Genomic DNA, 15,668 nt, shown 5'->3' on the forward strand with positions numbered 1-15,668 from the left:
ATGAATATCCTTAGAGATATATTTTATTGTAGAATTTCTGTAGTATTAGCGATATTTTTTTGTAATTCTTTAGCAATAAATTGACCAATCATTTTTCCTCCGTTAGCAGAAAAGTGAAGATGATCACCACAATCAAAAGTTTTTTCTAACAATTGAGGATTATTATGATTTGCAATAAGTTTAGCTAGGTCAATCGTAGTTGAATGATTTAAAAGCCAATCATTTACTTCTAAACGAATTTTTTCTTTTTCCATATTCCAAGCAGCTTTTTCATGATTAATTGAATCGGCAAAAGGAGGAATGGTTAATCCGATATATTGAATGTTATTAGCAGAAGCTTCATTATAAAGACGTTGGTATCCATCAATCATCTGTCTAGCCGAGGGTAATTCTGAAATAGGACTTCCTGTTCCTGGATGAAACAGATCATTCACTCCAATGAGACTGAGTACAATATTAGGATGATAACTAATAATATCTTCTCTAAAGCGATTGATTCCAGCTGCTCCAAAGCTGTCGCGCCATTGTGAATCTGCTGTTCCGTGCAATAATAAACGATTACCAGAAATCCCTGCATTAAAACCCGTAAAAGGTAAATCAGTTTCATATAATATTTTTAGAATATTATCACTGAAATAGGCTTGATTCGTTAAAGAATCTCCAAAAAAACCGATGGACATAGTTTGTAAATCTACTTTATTTGTTTCAATAACAACAGAAGTCAATCCATAAACGAATGTTGTTTCTTTTTGTATATTCGTATGAACAATTTCTTGAGAAAATAGGTTTGCAGAAGTGGCTAATAAATTCTTTTCATTACTAACTTCTATTTCAAAAAATAAATCTGCTCCCTGAGGTATTTCTAAAACGATAGAATCTGTCCAAAGCTTTTGATATGTGGGTATAGTAAATTTTTCCTGAGCATTTAACGTTAATGCTATTGTATTCGTAAAATCATGAGTTAAGCTAACTTTAATACTTTCTATTTTTAAAGGAACTGGATCGTATTGATTTGAAAGTTCTACGCGTATTTTCTTTCCCGCTAAGTTTTGTTTAATTCGTAATCGTTCTGTCTTTCCATTTGGTTGGAAAGATAAATTATGGTAATTAGAAAATACTTGGTGCCATGCAATTACTTCCATTTAATTCCCCTCAAATTTCATCCGTTGCTTTCATCTGATCATTGTAACCAATCAACCATGTCAAAATAAATGAAAGTGTAAAAGTGCCTAAATGTGTAATCAAGTAACTATAAAAATTTCCATCTATTCCTTTGTCAGGATTAATAAATGATGCAAAACCAACCAGTCCACCAGCAAAACCATAATTTACTAAACGTAATGCGCCAGCTAAAGCACCTCCGAGTATATTGGCTACTGTAACCATATAGAATACTCGTTTATATTTTAATAAAATTCCATAAATTGCAGGTTCACCAACGCCACATACTTGAGATACTGTTGCAGCAATCCCTAATTGTTTCAAGTCTTTCTTCTTAGTTTTTAATGCTACTGAAAAGGCTGCTCCAGCAATACCCATCATTAAAACAGATGAAAAACCATTCATCATACTATAACCATTCACTGTTAATTCATTGACAATAATTGGAATTAGGGGCCAATGCATTCCAAAGACTACTAGAATTGGGAATAATGCGCAATAAATAGCACCACCTATAATGGCATTGAAATCAAAAATGGCTGCAATCCCATTTGCTAATCCATCACTAATTAATGTTATAAATGGACCAACAATTAATAATACAAGAATACTTAAAAATAAGATTTCTAAAATTGGTGAAATAATAGAACTAATGACATTGGGAATTACTTTTTTCAAGAATGATTCAACATATTTCCCTAGCCATGCAGCTACTAAAATGGGGAAAACAGAAGAGACATAGTTCATGATAGGAAAATCAATCCCAAATAAGACCATATAGGGAGTTTCACCAGAAGCAATTGCTACAATTGTAGGATGAATTAGAATGCCTCCAACAACAGCAATTGCTATTGAATTAGAACCTAATTTTTGAGCCGAAGTGAATCCTAGTATAACTGGAAGGAAATAAAAGATTCCATCCGCAACAGTATTGATTAACATATAAGCTTGTGAATCTCCAAATATTATTGAAAAACTCACAAGAGCAGCTAGTAAACCCTTAGCAATACCCGCACCAGCTAATATTCCAATGATTGGAATCATTGATCCAGTAAGCACACCAATAAATTCATTGAACCCATTTTTTATTTTCTGCAAAATAGGTTTTTTTTCATAAAGAGTACTTTTTTCAGATTGCATTGAATTTTGATGGTTTGTTTTTCCTAATTTAGCAGAAACAGCTTCATACATATCAGTTACTTTATTGCCCACTACTACTTGATATTGACCTTGAGCTTCAATCACACTAATAACACCATTCATTTTCTTTATTGACTCTGTATTCGCTTGCGAAGAATCATTTAAATAAAATCGAAGTCGTGTAATACAATGAATCACCTTATCAATATTGTCTTTTCCGCCAACATTTTCAATTAAATCTTTTGCAAAACTTTGATATTCCATATGGCACCTCTTTCAATTTATTTAACCGGTTACAAAATATAATATATTTGTTTAAACATCTTGTCAACTATTTGTTTAAACAAGTTTTAAGATTTGAATATTACTTGAAAATATGTTTAAACTAATATGTGGATGATGGTATACTGGATTTGAAAGTAGAAAATACTGAAAAGTGTTACTAAACGAGAGAGTTAAAATAATATTTTTTTAAGTAGAACTTCTCAATATGTGAGATTTATGAACGATTAATTTATTCAATAACTTTAGAAAGAGGTTTTTTTATGGCAGGTACAAAATTTGAGAAAATTTATAGTGTGTTGAAAGAAGAAGTACTTTCAGGACTTTATAATGACACGATGCTCTTACCTACGGAAATGAATTTAGTTGAAAAGTTTGGTAGTAGCAGGAATACAATACGTAGGGCAATTCAACAATTGAATGAAGAAGGTATAGTTTATAGTGTAAAAGGACGAGGAGTTGTAATTTTAGAAAGTACGAAATTAGATCAAATGTTTTTTAGAATGGGAAATTTTCAAGGTTTAAAGGCTTTATCAACTGAAGATACTGTTACCACTGAAACTATTATAAATAAATTTGAAGAGGTAACTATTGATAAAATTCTAGCAAATAATACTTCTTTTCCAATAGGTGAAAGAGCCTATTATATTGAACGCATTCGCAGAATCAATAACAAAGCTATGATGTATGATTGTAGTTATTTTAAAAAAAGTATAGTTCAAAATTTAAATGAAAAAATTGCTGTGGGATCTATTTATGAATACATTGAGGATAAGTTAGATGTTAAAATTGCTGCTTCAAAAGCCATAATGAAAATTAAATCTGCATCAAATAAGGATAACAAACTTTTAGATTTAGGGGAAAATAATTGTGTAGGAGAAATGGAGAATCATGTCTACACAGACATGGGGAAATTATTTGAACATACTCTAATTAGGTATATACCTAATGAATACGCTTTGGTGACCTTCAATCAAAGAAGAAATGAGGTGTTCGAATTTGAATCGACTACACCTTCTATTACCACAATGGAAAATTAAAATTGTTACTTTAAGTTACGATGATGGACAAGTGTTTGATAGAAGATTAGTTAAAGTATTAAATAAGTATGGATTGAAAAGTACATTCCATTTATCTTCTGGAAAGCTAGATACGGTAGCGTCAAGAATTATGTGTAAATAGAAAAGTTCATCCGGTCCTATGTGCTAAAACATTGACTCTAGTGTATCTTGAATTTCTTTGAACACTTTGTGGACACGACCTAAAAATGTTTGATTATAATTATTAAATTGAGAAACCAAGAATCTTTCTAAAGATTCTTCATTAGGAAATTGTTCTTTTCTCTTTGTATATTTTTTCAGTTGTTTATTAAAGCCTTCAATCAGATTAGTCGAATAGATGGTTCGTCTGATGGAGGAAGGAAAATTAAAAAATGTTAATATGGCAGGGTTTAGGAGTAGCTTAACCACTCTTGGATACTGCTTTTTCCACTTTTCAGTCATTCTGTTTATTTGCTTGATGGCTTCTTCTTTTGAATCGGCTTGATAGACGTGTTTAAAATCACCACATATTTCTTTTCTATCGCTTACCCGTACTTTATGTGCAATATTTCTAGCGACATGAACACAGCATTGTTGAAACTGGGCGTTAGGATAGACACTGTGAATACTATCCCTGATACCACTTAGACCCTCGGTCACCACTAATAAAACCTCTTCTAACCCACGGTCTTTTAAATCTTGAAGGATCTCTTTCCAAACAAAATCAGACTCTGTTGGAGCAATCGTAACCCCTAACACTTCTTTGGTCCCGACTAATCTGCTGCTAATCAATGTAAACTGCCTCTTTAGAAACAGTTTGTCGCTTTAAGGGAATGTGAGTCACATCCATAAAAATGACGGAGTAACGTGAGTCTAGTTTCCTATCTTTGAACACGGAGACATCTTCAGAAACGATTTTACTCATATTAGAAATAGTTTGCGGTGTGTAGTGATGGCCGTACATTTTTTTCAATTAAACCAGCTATTTCAGACATTGTAATACCTTTTTGGAAGAGCTGAATAATTCCCATTACGAGAATTACCAGAGTTAAAACCAGAACGATCATACTTTTCATAATCTAAGAGAGCCGTTAACTCAGCCTGTAGTAAAGAATTGACAGCAGACTCCAAATGTTTACGAAATAATTCGTCTAAATCGCCTTTATTGATTAGTGTTTCCATAATTTCTGTAGTAAAATTGGGCATGAGAAAGTCCTCCTGTAAAATTTTTGTGTCGCAACTTTAATTTTACAGAATGGACTTTCTTTTTTACTACCCTAAATTTCTATTTACACAAAATATTTTACGCTATCTCTAAAATGCTTAAAGTAGTTGATTTCATTATGATATTAAAAAAGATAATGAGCTAATGTTGCACTTTTATTGTAAATCCATCATGTCATTGTCTTTTTGGAGATGTTTCGATAAAATAAAGAAGAGTGAGGAGGAGCAAGTTATGCTATCAAAAGAAAAATTAGCACGGATCAATGAATTGGCTAACAAAGCCAAGACAGAAAGTTTGAATGCTAAAGAAAAAGAAGAACAAAAAAAACTGCGGGAAGAATATTTGACTGCTTTTCGCGGCGGTATGAGACATCATATCGAGGGGATGAAGGTTGTAGACCAAGAGGGAACAGATGTGACACCAGAAAAATTGAAGAAGATTCAAAAAGAAAAAAAGCTGCACGGCAGGCATAAAGAATAAGTGTTGCTTAAAACTATCAATAATTTCATTGCTATTCAGATGAAAAAGTAGTAAAATGCTAATAAAGGTAAAAAAAACCTAAATCAGGAGGATGATTATTTTGTTTGACAAGATTGACGAACTCGGTGTTAACACACTGCGCACTTTAAGTATCGATATGATTCAAAAAGCAAATTCAGGACATCCAGGATTACCAATGGGAGCAGCACCAATGGCGTATGCTCTGTGGACAAAACATTTAAAAGTGAATCCGGCTACATCCAGAAATTGGGTGGACCGCGACCGCTTTATTTTATCAGCAGGACACGGGTCTGCGTTACAATATAGTTTGCTTCATTTAGCAGGTTATGACGTGACCATTGAAGATTTAAAACAATTTCGTCAGTGGGACAGCCGTACCCCAGGCCATCCAGAGGTTCACCATACTGATGGAGTAGAAGCAACAACAGGTCCATTAGGCCAAGGGATTGCGATGAGTGTTGGGTTTGCAATGGCAGAAGCCCACTTGGCAGCAACTTATAATCGTCCAAACTTTAAAGTAGTCGATCATTATACTTACGCACTTTGCGGCGATGGTGATTTGATGGAAGGCATCTCCCAAGAAGCACTTAGCATGGCCGGTCATATGAAGTTAAACAAATTAATCGTTTTATATGATTCAAATGATATTTCTCTTGATGGAGATTTAGATAAATCATTCAGTGAAAGTGTTAAGGGACGCGTCGAAGCCACCGGCTGGCAGCACATCCTAGTTGAAGATGGCAAAGATTTGGCAGCCATCTCCAAAGCAATCGATGAGGCTAAAGCTGAAACAGAAAAACCTACCATGATAGAAATCAAAACAGTGATTGGTTTTGGTGCACCAAATCAAGGAACTAATAAAGTTCACGGCGCACCGCTTGGAACTGAAGGCGTTGCAGCAGCAAAGGCTGTTTATGACTGGAAATACGATGCTTTCGAAGTTCCAGCAGAAGTGAAAGCTCGTTTTAAAGAAGAAATTGCAGTCAAAGGACAAAAGGCTGAAGATGAGTGGAACAAACTATTCAAAGAATACAGTGAGCAATATCCTGAATTGGCACAACAATTTGAAGATGCGTTTGCTGATAAATTGCCTGAAAATTGGGATAAAGAAATGCCAGTCTACCACGAAGGGGATGGAGAAAAGGCCAGCCGCGTCACCAGCAGCGAAATGATTCAGGCTTTGGCAAAAACTATTCCTAATTTGTGGGGAGGTTCTGCTGATTTATCAGGCTCTAACAATACAATGATTGCCGGTGAAAAAGATTTTGAACCAGGCAGCTATGAAGGCCGTAACATCTGGTTTGGTGTCCGTGAATTTGCAATGGCGGCAGCTATGAATGGTATCGCTTTGCATGGCGGAACCAAAGTATACGGAGGAACTTTCTTCGTCTTTGTTGATTACTTGCGTCCTGCTGTCCGACTGGCTGCGATTCAAAATGCACCTGTCACTTATGTTCTAACTCATGATTCCGTCGCAGTAGGTGAAGATGGTCCGACTCATGAACCGATCGAACAATTGTCAAGTTTGCGCGGCATGCCTAATGTTAATGTTATTCGTCCGGCAGATGGCAATGAAGTACGTGAAGCATGGAAATTAGCCATCCAGTCAACAGATCAACCGACAGTGTTGGTCTTGACTCGTCAAAATCTGCCAGTATTGCCTAAGACAGCAGAATTAGCAGCTGAGGGTGTTTCAAAAGGGGCGTATGTTGTTTCTCCTGCTAAGGGAAATGTCCCGTCTGGTATTCTGATTGCCACAGGTTCTGAAGTAGCACTAGCAGTCGAAGCGCAAAAAGCTTTAGCTGAAAAAGGTGAAGATGTGTCAGTAGTATCTATGCCTAGTATGAAGTTATTTGATGCTCAAGATGCTGCCTATAAGGAAAGTGTACTGCCAAAAACAGTCACTAAACGTTTGTCTATCGAAATGGGTGCAAGTTTTGGTTGGGAACGCTATGTAGGTTTGGCTGGGGCTTCACTAAGCATTGATAAATTTGGTGCAAGTGCTCCCGGCGGTACAGTGATTAAAGAGTACGGCTTCACTGCTGAAAATGTTGTAAATATCTTCAGTCAACTAGCTGAATAATTGCCAAAGTAACTATTGATAAGCAACGAAGGAGAGTTGTCCTTACAGGACACTCTCTTTTTTTGTGGTTATCTGTTTGTTTAGTATTTAGGTGTGTGCTAAAATAACCATGTCGGGTTATAGAGAAGCGGAGGAATCCCATGAGTAAAAAAGAAATTATCAGTAATATTATTTGGTTTGCCGGTTTGATTATCGTTCTTTTTATTGTGAGGCATTATGTGCTGTCTCCGGTGGCGGTCTCGGGAGATTCAATGGTGCCCACCTTGGAAGATAATCAGCGAGTGATACAGTTTAAGATGTCTGAAATCAATCGCTTTGATATCGTCACATTTCCTGCGCCGGATCAGCCAGATCAAAATTACATAAAACGTGTCATCGGTTTGCCCGGAGATAGCGTGTTTTTTAAAAATGATGAACTTTACATCAATGGTGAAAAGGTAGATGAAACCTATTTAGACGATGTGACATCTGAACTGCAAGAGGGAGTCGTATATACGACTTATCGAACCAGTGAGGGGAAAATACTGACTGAGTTTTCATTAATGGATATTGAAAGTGTAGGAGTCGACACTATCCCTGAAGGCAAAGTTTTTGTATTAGGGGATAATCGTCCGATTTCAAAAGACAGCCGGTATATCGGCTTGATTGACTTGGAAGATATCACAGGAGATGTGAAATTCAGATTTTGGCCGATTTTCATCAAAGATGAAGACTCAGGCAAATTGGATATAAAAATCGGAACGTTAGACTAACGGTTTACAAATAAGATAAAAAGATAATCTGGCTGAGGTGCAGATTATTTTTTTTATCTTCTTTATGCTAAACTAGAGGAGAAATCTTTTTGGAAGGAGCACCTTTATGTCATTGAAATTTTTCTATGGACCGGCAAGAAGTGACCATACCACCCCATTGTTAACACAGGCTGTTCAATGGTTGCAAAAGGATAAAAAACATCAAGTCTTTTACATCGTACCCAATCATGTGAAATTCGAAGCGGAAGTTCATGTGCTGGACAGCATTCGAAAACTAAATCAGCAAGAAGATTCTCAAACGCTGGCGACAATGAACCTGCAAGTCTTCAGCTTCACCCGCTTAGCGTGGTATTTTTTACAATATACTGGTTTGTATAATGGGAAGCAGCTGAGTGATGCGGGCAAGCACATGGTACTGAGAACTATTTTAAGAGAAGATAATGAAAAACTGCTAGTTTATCGCGGCGAGGCCGAGCATTCGGGTTTCATCCAGCAACTTGCAGATTTTTTTCAGGAATTGCATCAAGGAAAAATTACGGAAGAAGACCTGCTTCTGTCCGCAGAACAGGCAGAAGACCCTGACTTTAAACGCAAAGTCAGCGATCTTTCTCTGATCTATCAACGCTATTGCAGATTTTTATTTGATAATGACATCAATGAAATGGATATTTTAAGCCATTTAGCTGGGTATCTGCAAACGGAGGACTTATCTCATGTACAGTTTATTTTGACTGGTTTTACGAGATTGACCGCTCAGGAGCAAGAGTTGATTCAAGTCATTATGTCAAGGGCAGGGAACTTGGTGGTGGACTTGCAATTAGATCAAGCCTATGTGGATCAGCCGCCCCAATCTCATGAACTTTTCTATGACAGCGGTTCTTTGTATCATTCCTTGTATCATTCGGCTAAAAAAATCGGCTTGCCGATAGAATTGGATGAAAGACTGTCCTTTGAAATCACAGATGATTTGGCCCTTTTAGATGTTTTTTGGCGCGACAGTCAAAGAGTCAGTCGTCAAAGAAAGGAACTTCCTCACGCGTCTCACGGAGAGATCAAGATTTGGCAAGCAGAGAATCCCCAGACCGAGGTAGAGCACGTTGCAAAAGAAATTCGTCGTTTAGTGTCAAGCGGACGTTACCGTTATCAGGACATTGAGGTTTTAACCCGTGACACGGAACTTTACAATGCCAGAATCACACCAGTGTTCAATGCCCACGATATTTCTTTTTATTTAAATGAAGATTTAATGATGACCCATCATCCTCTAGTGGAATTTCTTGATGCACTTTTTGCGATTGACAAGAGATATTACCGCTACACTGATGTGATGCGTTTTTTAAGAACAGAATTATTTTTCCCGGGAATGGACGGGCAGTTGAACATCGAAAACTGGCTGGCAGTGCGTGATGATTACCGTGAGAAAGTGGATCAAACGGATAATGTGGTTTTAGCGTATGGTTACGAGGGAGCCAGCTGGGTCCGAGAAAAAGACTGGGAATATGTCACCTACATTCAAGAATCATCAAATGGTGAGGAATCCCTTGATTCGGCGGCCGAAAGGATTTCTAACGAAGTCCGCCGTGATATCCGGGATTTTCTAGTGCCTTTTTATCAAGAAATCAAACAGGCAAAAACCGGCAGAGAAGGGGCTTATAGTTTGTATCAGTTTTTAGTTGCCGCCGGCGTGGAACAGCAGCTGCTTTTTTGGCGGGACTATTATATCCAACAGGGAGATCTTGAGGAGGCAAAAATCCACGAACAGACGTGGCAGGCTTTTGTTGCTTTGCTGGATGAATATGTGGAAATTTTAGGAGACCGTTCATTTGATTTGGCTGAATTTGAAGAGATTTTATCTTTCGGTTTGGAGGGAATGACTTACAGCAAGGTTCCGACCACTTTAGATCAGGTGAAAGTGTCTGTATTAGACAAAGTCCATGCGAAGAAAAATAAAGTCACTTTTATCCTAGGGGCGACTGATCAGGCGTTGCCCGGCAAAGCAGAAAACACAACGCTGCTTTCCGATGAAGAACGAAAAAATATGACAGACGCGCTCCATGAAGAACAATATTTATTACCAACAGGCAGTCAGTCTATACACCAAGAACCTAATTTAGCTTACTTGGCATTTTTATCCAGTACAGAGAAATTGTACCTGACATATCCCGTAAGCGGAGAAAAAGGAAGTGTCGGTAAAATATCGCCTTACGTTGCCAGAATCGCCAAAGGTCTGAAAATCCCCATCGAAGAAAAGTTGTTCATGCCTTCGATCGATATTTTCGAAGATTCATTTGTCGGCAATTACCAGACACTGGTGGGTACTTTGGTGCATCTGAAGCGTCAGAGTATTGATGAAGGCAAAGCAATGCCTCATCAATGGGGAGAATTGGAAAAGTATTTATTCAACCGTGGGGATGCCCAATCTATCCGTTTGGCTCGCAGTGTTTTCCGAAGTTTAAATAAGAAAAATATTCCTGAAACGCTGACACCGGAACTTGTGTCGGAGTTATACGGTGATACTTTGTACGGGTCTGTCTCAAAAATTGAACGGTTTTACCAATGTGAGTATAAATATTTCCTGACCTATGGCTTACGCCTAAAAGAAAGGGAAGTTTTTGAATTGACACCTGCAGCAGCGGGGGAATTTTTCCATGATACTTTGGATGCTATTTTCAAGGTTTTAATCGAAAATAAATTATCTCTCAGCCAGCTTAAGGAAGATGAACTTAGTAACATTGCTGATCAAGTACTGACAGAGGTGTTGGATTACAGCAAATTCATGATTTTAACGACTTCCAACCGTATGAACTATATCCGTTATCAGCTGATTCAAACAATCAAAAGGGTCAGCTGGGCTTTGCGGGAACAAAGCAGGCGGACAGGCTTGACAACCGCACAAACAGAGGTGCTGTTTGGTGAAATTGCCCATGAAAAAGGTCTGGCAAGTTTAGAAATACCTCTTGCACATGAGAGAAAAATAAAAATCAGAGGGAAAATCGACCGTTTGGATGTGTTGATGACTGAAAAAGAACCTTTTATTTCGGTCATAGACTACAAATCAAGTGCCCATAAGTTTAGTTTTCAGGATGCTTATTTCGGCCTCGCCATGCAGATGATTACTTATTTGGACGTTGCCATGATGAACGCTGTCCAGCTAGTGGGCACAAAAGAGGCAAAACTAGGGGGAGCTTTTTATCTGCACATAAAAAATCCTCGTTTGAAGGAGGGCATACCGGAAGACAAGCTGTTCGAATCAATGCTGAAAGAGTTCCGTTACCAAGGTCTGCTTTTAGAGGACGAAAATTTTATTGAACAGTTGGATAAAACCGTGGGGCCTCAAGAGACTTCCGCAGTTTATCCTTACAATATGTTGAAAAGCGGGGCTGTCCGTTCCAATCAGTTTGTTACTGAGGAGGAATTAGAGTTGCTGAGAAATCATAACCGCAAGCTGTTCAGTAAAGCCGGAGAGAATATTTACGCCGGGAATGTCAGGCTGAATCCGGCTTATAGAGAAAAAGTCAGGATTGCTTGTCAGTACTGTCCTTTCCGCAGTGTGTGTCAATTCGACCCTATGTTAAAAGAAAATAATTATCATCGCTTGGAAAAAATGAAAAAAGAAGATGTTATTGATCGCATCAAGTTTAATGTGAAAGGAGAGGTGCAGGAATGATGAGCAGCAATCTACCATTAAAACCGGAACAAAGCCATTTTACAGATGGTCAGTGGCAGTCAATTTATGATAGCGGCAGCAATCTGCTGATTTCTGCTTCGGCCGGGTCGGGAAAAACAACGGTCTTGGTTCAGCGTGTCATTGAAAAAATCAAAAGCGGCATCGATATCGACCAGCTTCTAATCGTGACTTATACAGAAGCCGCGGCAAAAGAGATGAAAGAGCGTATTTTAAAGGCTGTTCAAGAGGCGATTACCGAAGAGCAGGATGTAGAGCAGCAGAGACATCTTGTCAATCAAATCAGCAAGATCCCAGCTGCGCCGATTAGTACGCTGCACGCTTTCTGCCTACAAGTAATCCGAAAATATTATTATTTGATTGAGATTGATCCGGTGTTCCGCCTGTTGACTGATGAAACGGAAATGCTTTTGCTAAAAGAAGATGTTTGGCATGAACTCAGGGAAAGACTTTACGGGGAAGAGGAAGAATGGTTCTATCCTCTGACAGAAAATTTTTCCGGTGACCGTAACGATGAGGGTTTTTCTCAGCTGATTTATTCTCTGTACGAATTTTCAAGAGCCAATCCAGAACCGAAAAAATGGCTGGACGGGTTGCAGACTTTGTATCAGGAGGAGGACCAGCTGGCGGATACGATGGTTTATAAAAAATATATCCGCCCTAGTCTGATGCAAGTTTTGACAGAGAGGCTGGAACAAGGCCGCAAGGCACTATCTTTGTTGGAAGGTGAGTCTGACTTGGCTAAGCCTTGGGCGATACTGCAAGACGAAATCTCCATTTTAGAACAAATTTACGAATTGGTGTCGGTTGACAAGCTGGAAACTTGTTATGAGATGTTGAAGCATGTTGAATTTCAAACCTACCGCGGTCCGGGAAAAAAAGCGGATGATGCCGTCAAAGAAGCGTTTGAAAGCACTAAAGCGATCCGTAATCAAAATAAAGATTATATCAACGAGTTGAAGTCCGGTTTCTTTGGGATAGCTCCCGACGCTCATCTGACTATTTTGAAGCGGTCAAAATTTTATATCAAAAATCTTTCAGAAGTGGCTGCTTTGTTTGATGAAGCTTACACAGCAAAAAAGCAAGAGAAAAAAATGTTGGACTTTAATGATTTGGAGCACTTGACCTTGCGGATTTTAAGGAAAAAATCTGCAGACACTTGGGAAGCCTCTGAAGCCAGTACGTTTTACCGCAAGCAGTTTAAAGAGGTGCTAGTGGATGAGTATCAGGATATCAATCAGCTACAGGAGAATATTTTATTCTGGCTGCGCAGTCCTGAGAAAAAATCCGGAAACTTTTTCATGGTCGGAGATGTAAAACAATCGATTTACTCTTTTCGTTTGGCTGACCCAACGTTGTTTATCGAAAAATACAATGCTTTTGCCAAGGGAGAAGGAGGCAGACGTATCGTCCTTGCTGAGAATTTCCGCTCCAGAGGGGATGTTTTGGCATTTACCAATTTTGTTTTTACTCAACTGATGGATACATCAGTGGGACAGTTGGATTATGACGAGCAAGCTAAGCTGATTCACGGTTTTAAAGCTTTTCCGAATTCCTCAGATTTTAATACAGAAGTGCTGATTTTTGAGAATGACGAATTGGAAAATTCGCAGGACGAGTCGGCTGATGATGAGAGTTCCGAAGATTTTGTAATTGATGATAAGACGGAAGGGGAAATCCGCATTATCGGAAATAAAATCAAAGAACTAAGGCAAAATGGTTTTCAGGTATATGATAAAAAAGCAAAGCAAATGCATCCTTTGGAGTATCGGGATATTGTAATCCTGACACCAACGAAAAAAAACAACTTAGTGATTTTGGATATTTTGAGCGAATTGTCTATTCCTTTGTATGTCAACGACACGCAAAATTATTTTCAGGCGACAGAAGTGAAGCTTATGATGGCCTTGTTGAACGTGATTGACAATCCTTATCAAGACATCCCTCTGGCAGCTGTGTTGCGCTCGCCTGTCGTTGGTCTGGGAGAAAATGATTTGGCGCGTATTCGATTGCAGCGTCAGGAAGGCAACTATTATGAAGCACTAAAAAGATTTTCAAATAGGAGTTCACAGGATTTTTCTAAAGAAGAAAGGGAATTACAAGAAAAAATCCATCATTTTGAAAAACAGCTGGCTGGCTGGCGGGAGCTGGCACGACGTAAACAACTGGTGGATTTGATTTGGAAAATTTATCAAGACACTGGATTGATTGATTATGTAGGGGGACTGCCTTCAGGAAAACAACGTCAAGCCAATTTGCATGCTTTGTATGAACGGGCGATGAATTATGAAAACAGCAGTTTTAAAGGCCTTTTCCAATTTGTCCGATTCATCGAGAAGATGCAGCAGAAAGAAAAAGATTTGGCTGAGCCGAGTTCAATCGGCGAAGATGAAAATGCGGTCCGTGTCATGACTATTCATGCTTCAAAAGGGCTGGAATTTCCGGTCGTCTTCATCATGGATTTAAATCGCCGTTTCAATTTGAAAGATTTAAGACAGCAGTATATTTTTGATGAAAAACTTGGCGCCGGGATTAAATATATCGAACCTCTGACGAGAGTAGAGTATGAGAGTTTACCTTACCAAACAATCCGTGAGGAAAAGCGCAAGAAACTTCTGGCAGAAGAAATGAGAAAGCTCTATGTGGGATTAACCCGTGCAGAAGAAAAATTATTTCTCGTAGCTTCCTATAAAAATGAAGCGGAGACGTGGAAAAAATGGTCTAAAGCTGCAGAGATAAGAACAGAAGTTTTATCTGATCAGTTGAGATTGGGCGCTCAGTCTCTGATGGATTGGTTGGGGATGACTTTGGTTCGTCATGAAAATTTGCGGGAATATGTGCAGGAGCATACCAATGATTACCAGCAAAAATTTGACCAGAGTACCGTTGATTTTTCAGTGGAATTCTTTGACTTGGATAAAATCAAGCAGACCGAAACGGAAACAAAAGCCGCTGGTGTTAGTCTGGAAAAAACTCAGGCTCCGGCAAATGTTCAGAGTGCGGAAGAACGTCAGCAGTTGGCAGAAAGCATCAAAATACTGACTTTTGATTATCCCTATCAAATCGCTACACAGACCGCAAGTTACCAGTCTGTGTCTGAAATCAAGCGCGTGTTTGAAGACCCCGACAACACGACACTTTTACCGGTAGAATTTGTTAACGGGCAAGGGAGGATCAAGCATCGTTTCGCTGAAGAAAAATTAGCGACACCGAAATTTTTATCTGAAGCAGGGGAGATCTCATCTGCTGATATAGGAACGGCTACCCATGTGGTGTTGCAGCTTTTGACTTTAGATCATTTGCCTACCGCAGAAGATATTCGTCAGCTTATCAGAAAACTGATAACGAACCATTCGATTGCCAAAGAGGTGGGAGAAAAAATCGATGTTGAACATCTTCAAGCATTTTTTGAAACATCCTTTGGGAGTTATTTGATTGCAAATCAAACATTTGTTTCAAGGGAGCAGCCGTTTTCCATGTTGATTCCCGCTAAGGATATTTTCCAAGAGTTTCCCCGAGAATTAGATGACCGTTTATTAGTTCACGGGATTATTGACGGTTATGTTGAAACGGCAAATGAATTGATTTTATATGACTTCAAAACAGACCGTTTGGCAAAAGACTATACAGATGAGGACTTGGATAGCATCAAACAGCGTTACCGAGGGCAGTTGGAACTTTACAAAAAGGCTTTGGAAGCAGAAAAAAAACGGCCAGTCACCGCTGTTAAATTGATTCTTTTACAGCAGCATCTAGTGCTGGAAATGATTTAAGAGTCAACTGAAACTAAGTGAAAACT

9 protein-coding genes and 1 pseudogene are annotated in these 15,668 nt (G+C 38.5%); 7 read left to right on the plus strand and 3 right to left on the minus strand.

What is annotated here, in order from left to right:
- Positions 1-23 precede the first annotated feature (23 nt).
- Together AC4PHI_RS04905 and AC4PHI_RS04910 are read right to left on the minus strand one after the other, a co-directional pair.
- Positions 24-1,142: a GDSL-type esterase/lipase family protein gene (locus AC4PHI_RS04905; RefSeq protein ID WP_492201199.1), complete on the minus strand. Its 1,119-nt coding sequence runs from the start codon at positions 1,140-1,142 to the stop codon at positions 24-26.
- A 10-nt stretch (positions 1,143-1,152) separates the two neighbouring features.
- On the minus strand, positions 1,153-2,565 hold the full coding sequence (locus AC4PHI_RS04910; RefSeq protein ID WP_492201200.1) for a PTS transporter subunit EIIC: 1,413 nt from the start codon (positions 2,563-2,565) through the stop codon (positions 1,153-1,155).
- A gap of 281 nt (positions 2,566-2,846) precedes the next feature.
- Between AC4PHI_RS04910 and AC4PHI_RS04915 the strand changes: the two genes are divergently transcribed.
- Positions 2,847-3,623: a GntR family transcriptional regulator gene (locus AC4PHI_RS04915; RefSeq protein WP_492201201.1), complete on the plus strand. Its 777-nt coding sequence runs from the start codon at positions 2,847-2,849 to the stop codon at positions 3,621-3,623.
- Complete coding sequence (locus AC4PHI_RS04920) at positions 3,568-3,765, plus strand: polysaccharide deacetylase family protein (RefSeq protein ID WP_492201202.1); 198 nt, start codon at positions 3,568-3,570, stop codon at positions 3,763-3,765. The genes AC4PHI_RS04915 and AC4PHI_RS04920 overlap by 56 nt, the downstream gene beginning before the upstream one ends.
- Before the next feature lie 23 nt (positions 3,766-3,788).
- On the opposite strand, the pseudogene AC4PHI_RS04925 reads toward AC4PHI_RS04920, so the two are convergent.
- Positions 3,789-4,829: pseudogene (locus AC4PHI_RS04925) on the minus strand (IS256 family transposase).
- A gap of 250 nt (positions 4,830-5,079) precedes the next feature.
- On the opposite strand from AC4PHI_RS04925, the gene AC4PHI_RS04930 reads away from it, so the two are divergent.
- The 5 genes from AC4PHI_RS04930 to addA all read left to right on the plus strand — a co-directional run bounded on the left by AC4PHI_RS04930 (position 5,080) and on the right by addA (position 15,642).
- On the plus strand, positions 5,080-5,328 hold the full coding sequence (locus AC4PHI_RS04930) for a DUF896 family protein (RefSeq protein WP_492201203.1): 249 nt from the start codon (positions 5,080-5,082) through the stop codon (positions 5,326-5,328).
- A 100-nt stretch (positions 5,329-5,428) separates the two neighbouring features.
- On the plus strand, positions 5,429-7,432 hold the full coding sequence (gene tkt, locus AC4PHI_RS04935) for a transketolase (RefSeq protein WP_492201204.1): 2,004 nt from the start codon (positions 5,429-5,431) through the stop codon (positions 7,430-7,432).
- Between the two features lie 140 nt (positions 7,433-7,572).
- The gene (lepB, locus tag AC4PHI_RS04940; RefSeq protein WP_492201205.1) at positions 7,573-8,184 is read left to right on the plus strand and encodes a signal peptidase I; all 612 of its coding nucleotides are present in this window, start codon (positions 7,573-7,575) and stop codon (positions 8,182-8,184) included.
- Between the two features lie 106 nt (positions 8,185-8,290).
- Positions 8,291-11,851, plus strand: coding sequence for a PD-(D/E)XK nuclease family protein (locus AC4PHI_RS04945; protein ID WP_492201206.1), 3,561 nt, complete (start codon positions 8,291-8,293; stop codon positions 11,849-11,851).
- Positions 11,851-15,642, plus strand: coding sequence for a helicase-exonuclease AddAB subunit AddA (gene addA, locus AC4PHI_RS04950; protein ID WP_492201533.1), 3,792 nt, complete (start codon positions 11,851-11,853; stop codon positions 15,640-15,642). Before AC4PHI_RS04945 ends, addA begins: the two co-directional genes overlap by 1 nt.
- Positions 15,643-15,668 lie beyond the last annotated feature (26 nt).

This window comes from Vagococcus sp. QWL-13 (assembly GCF_058683555.1).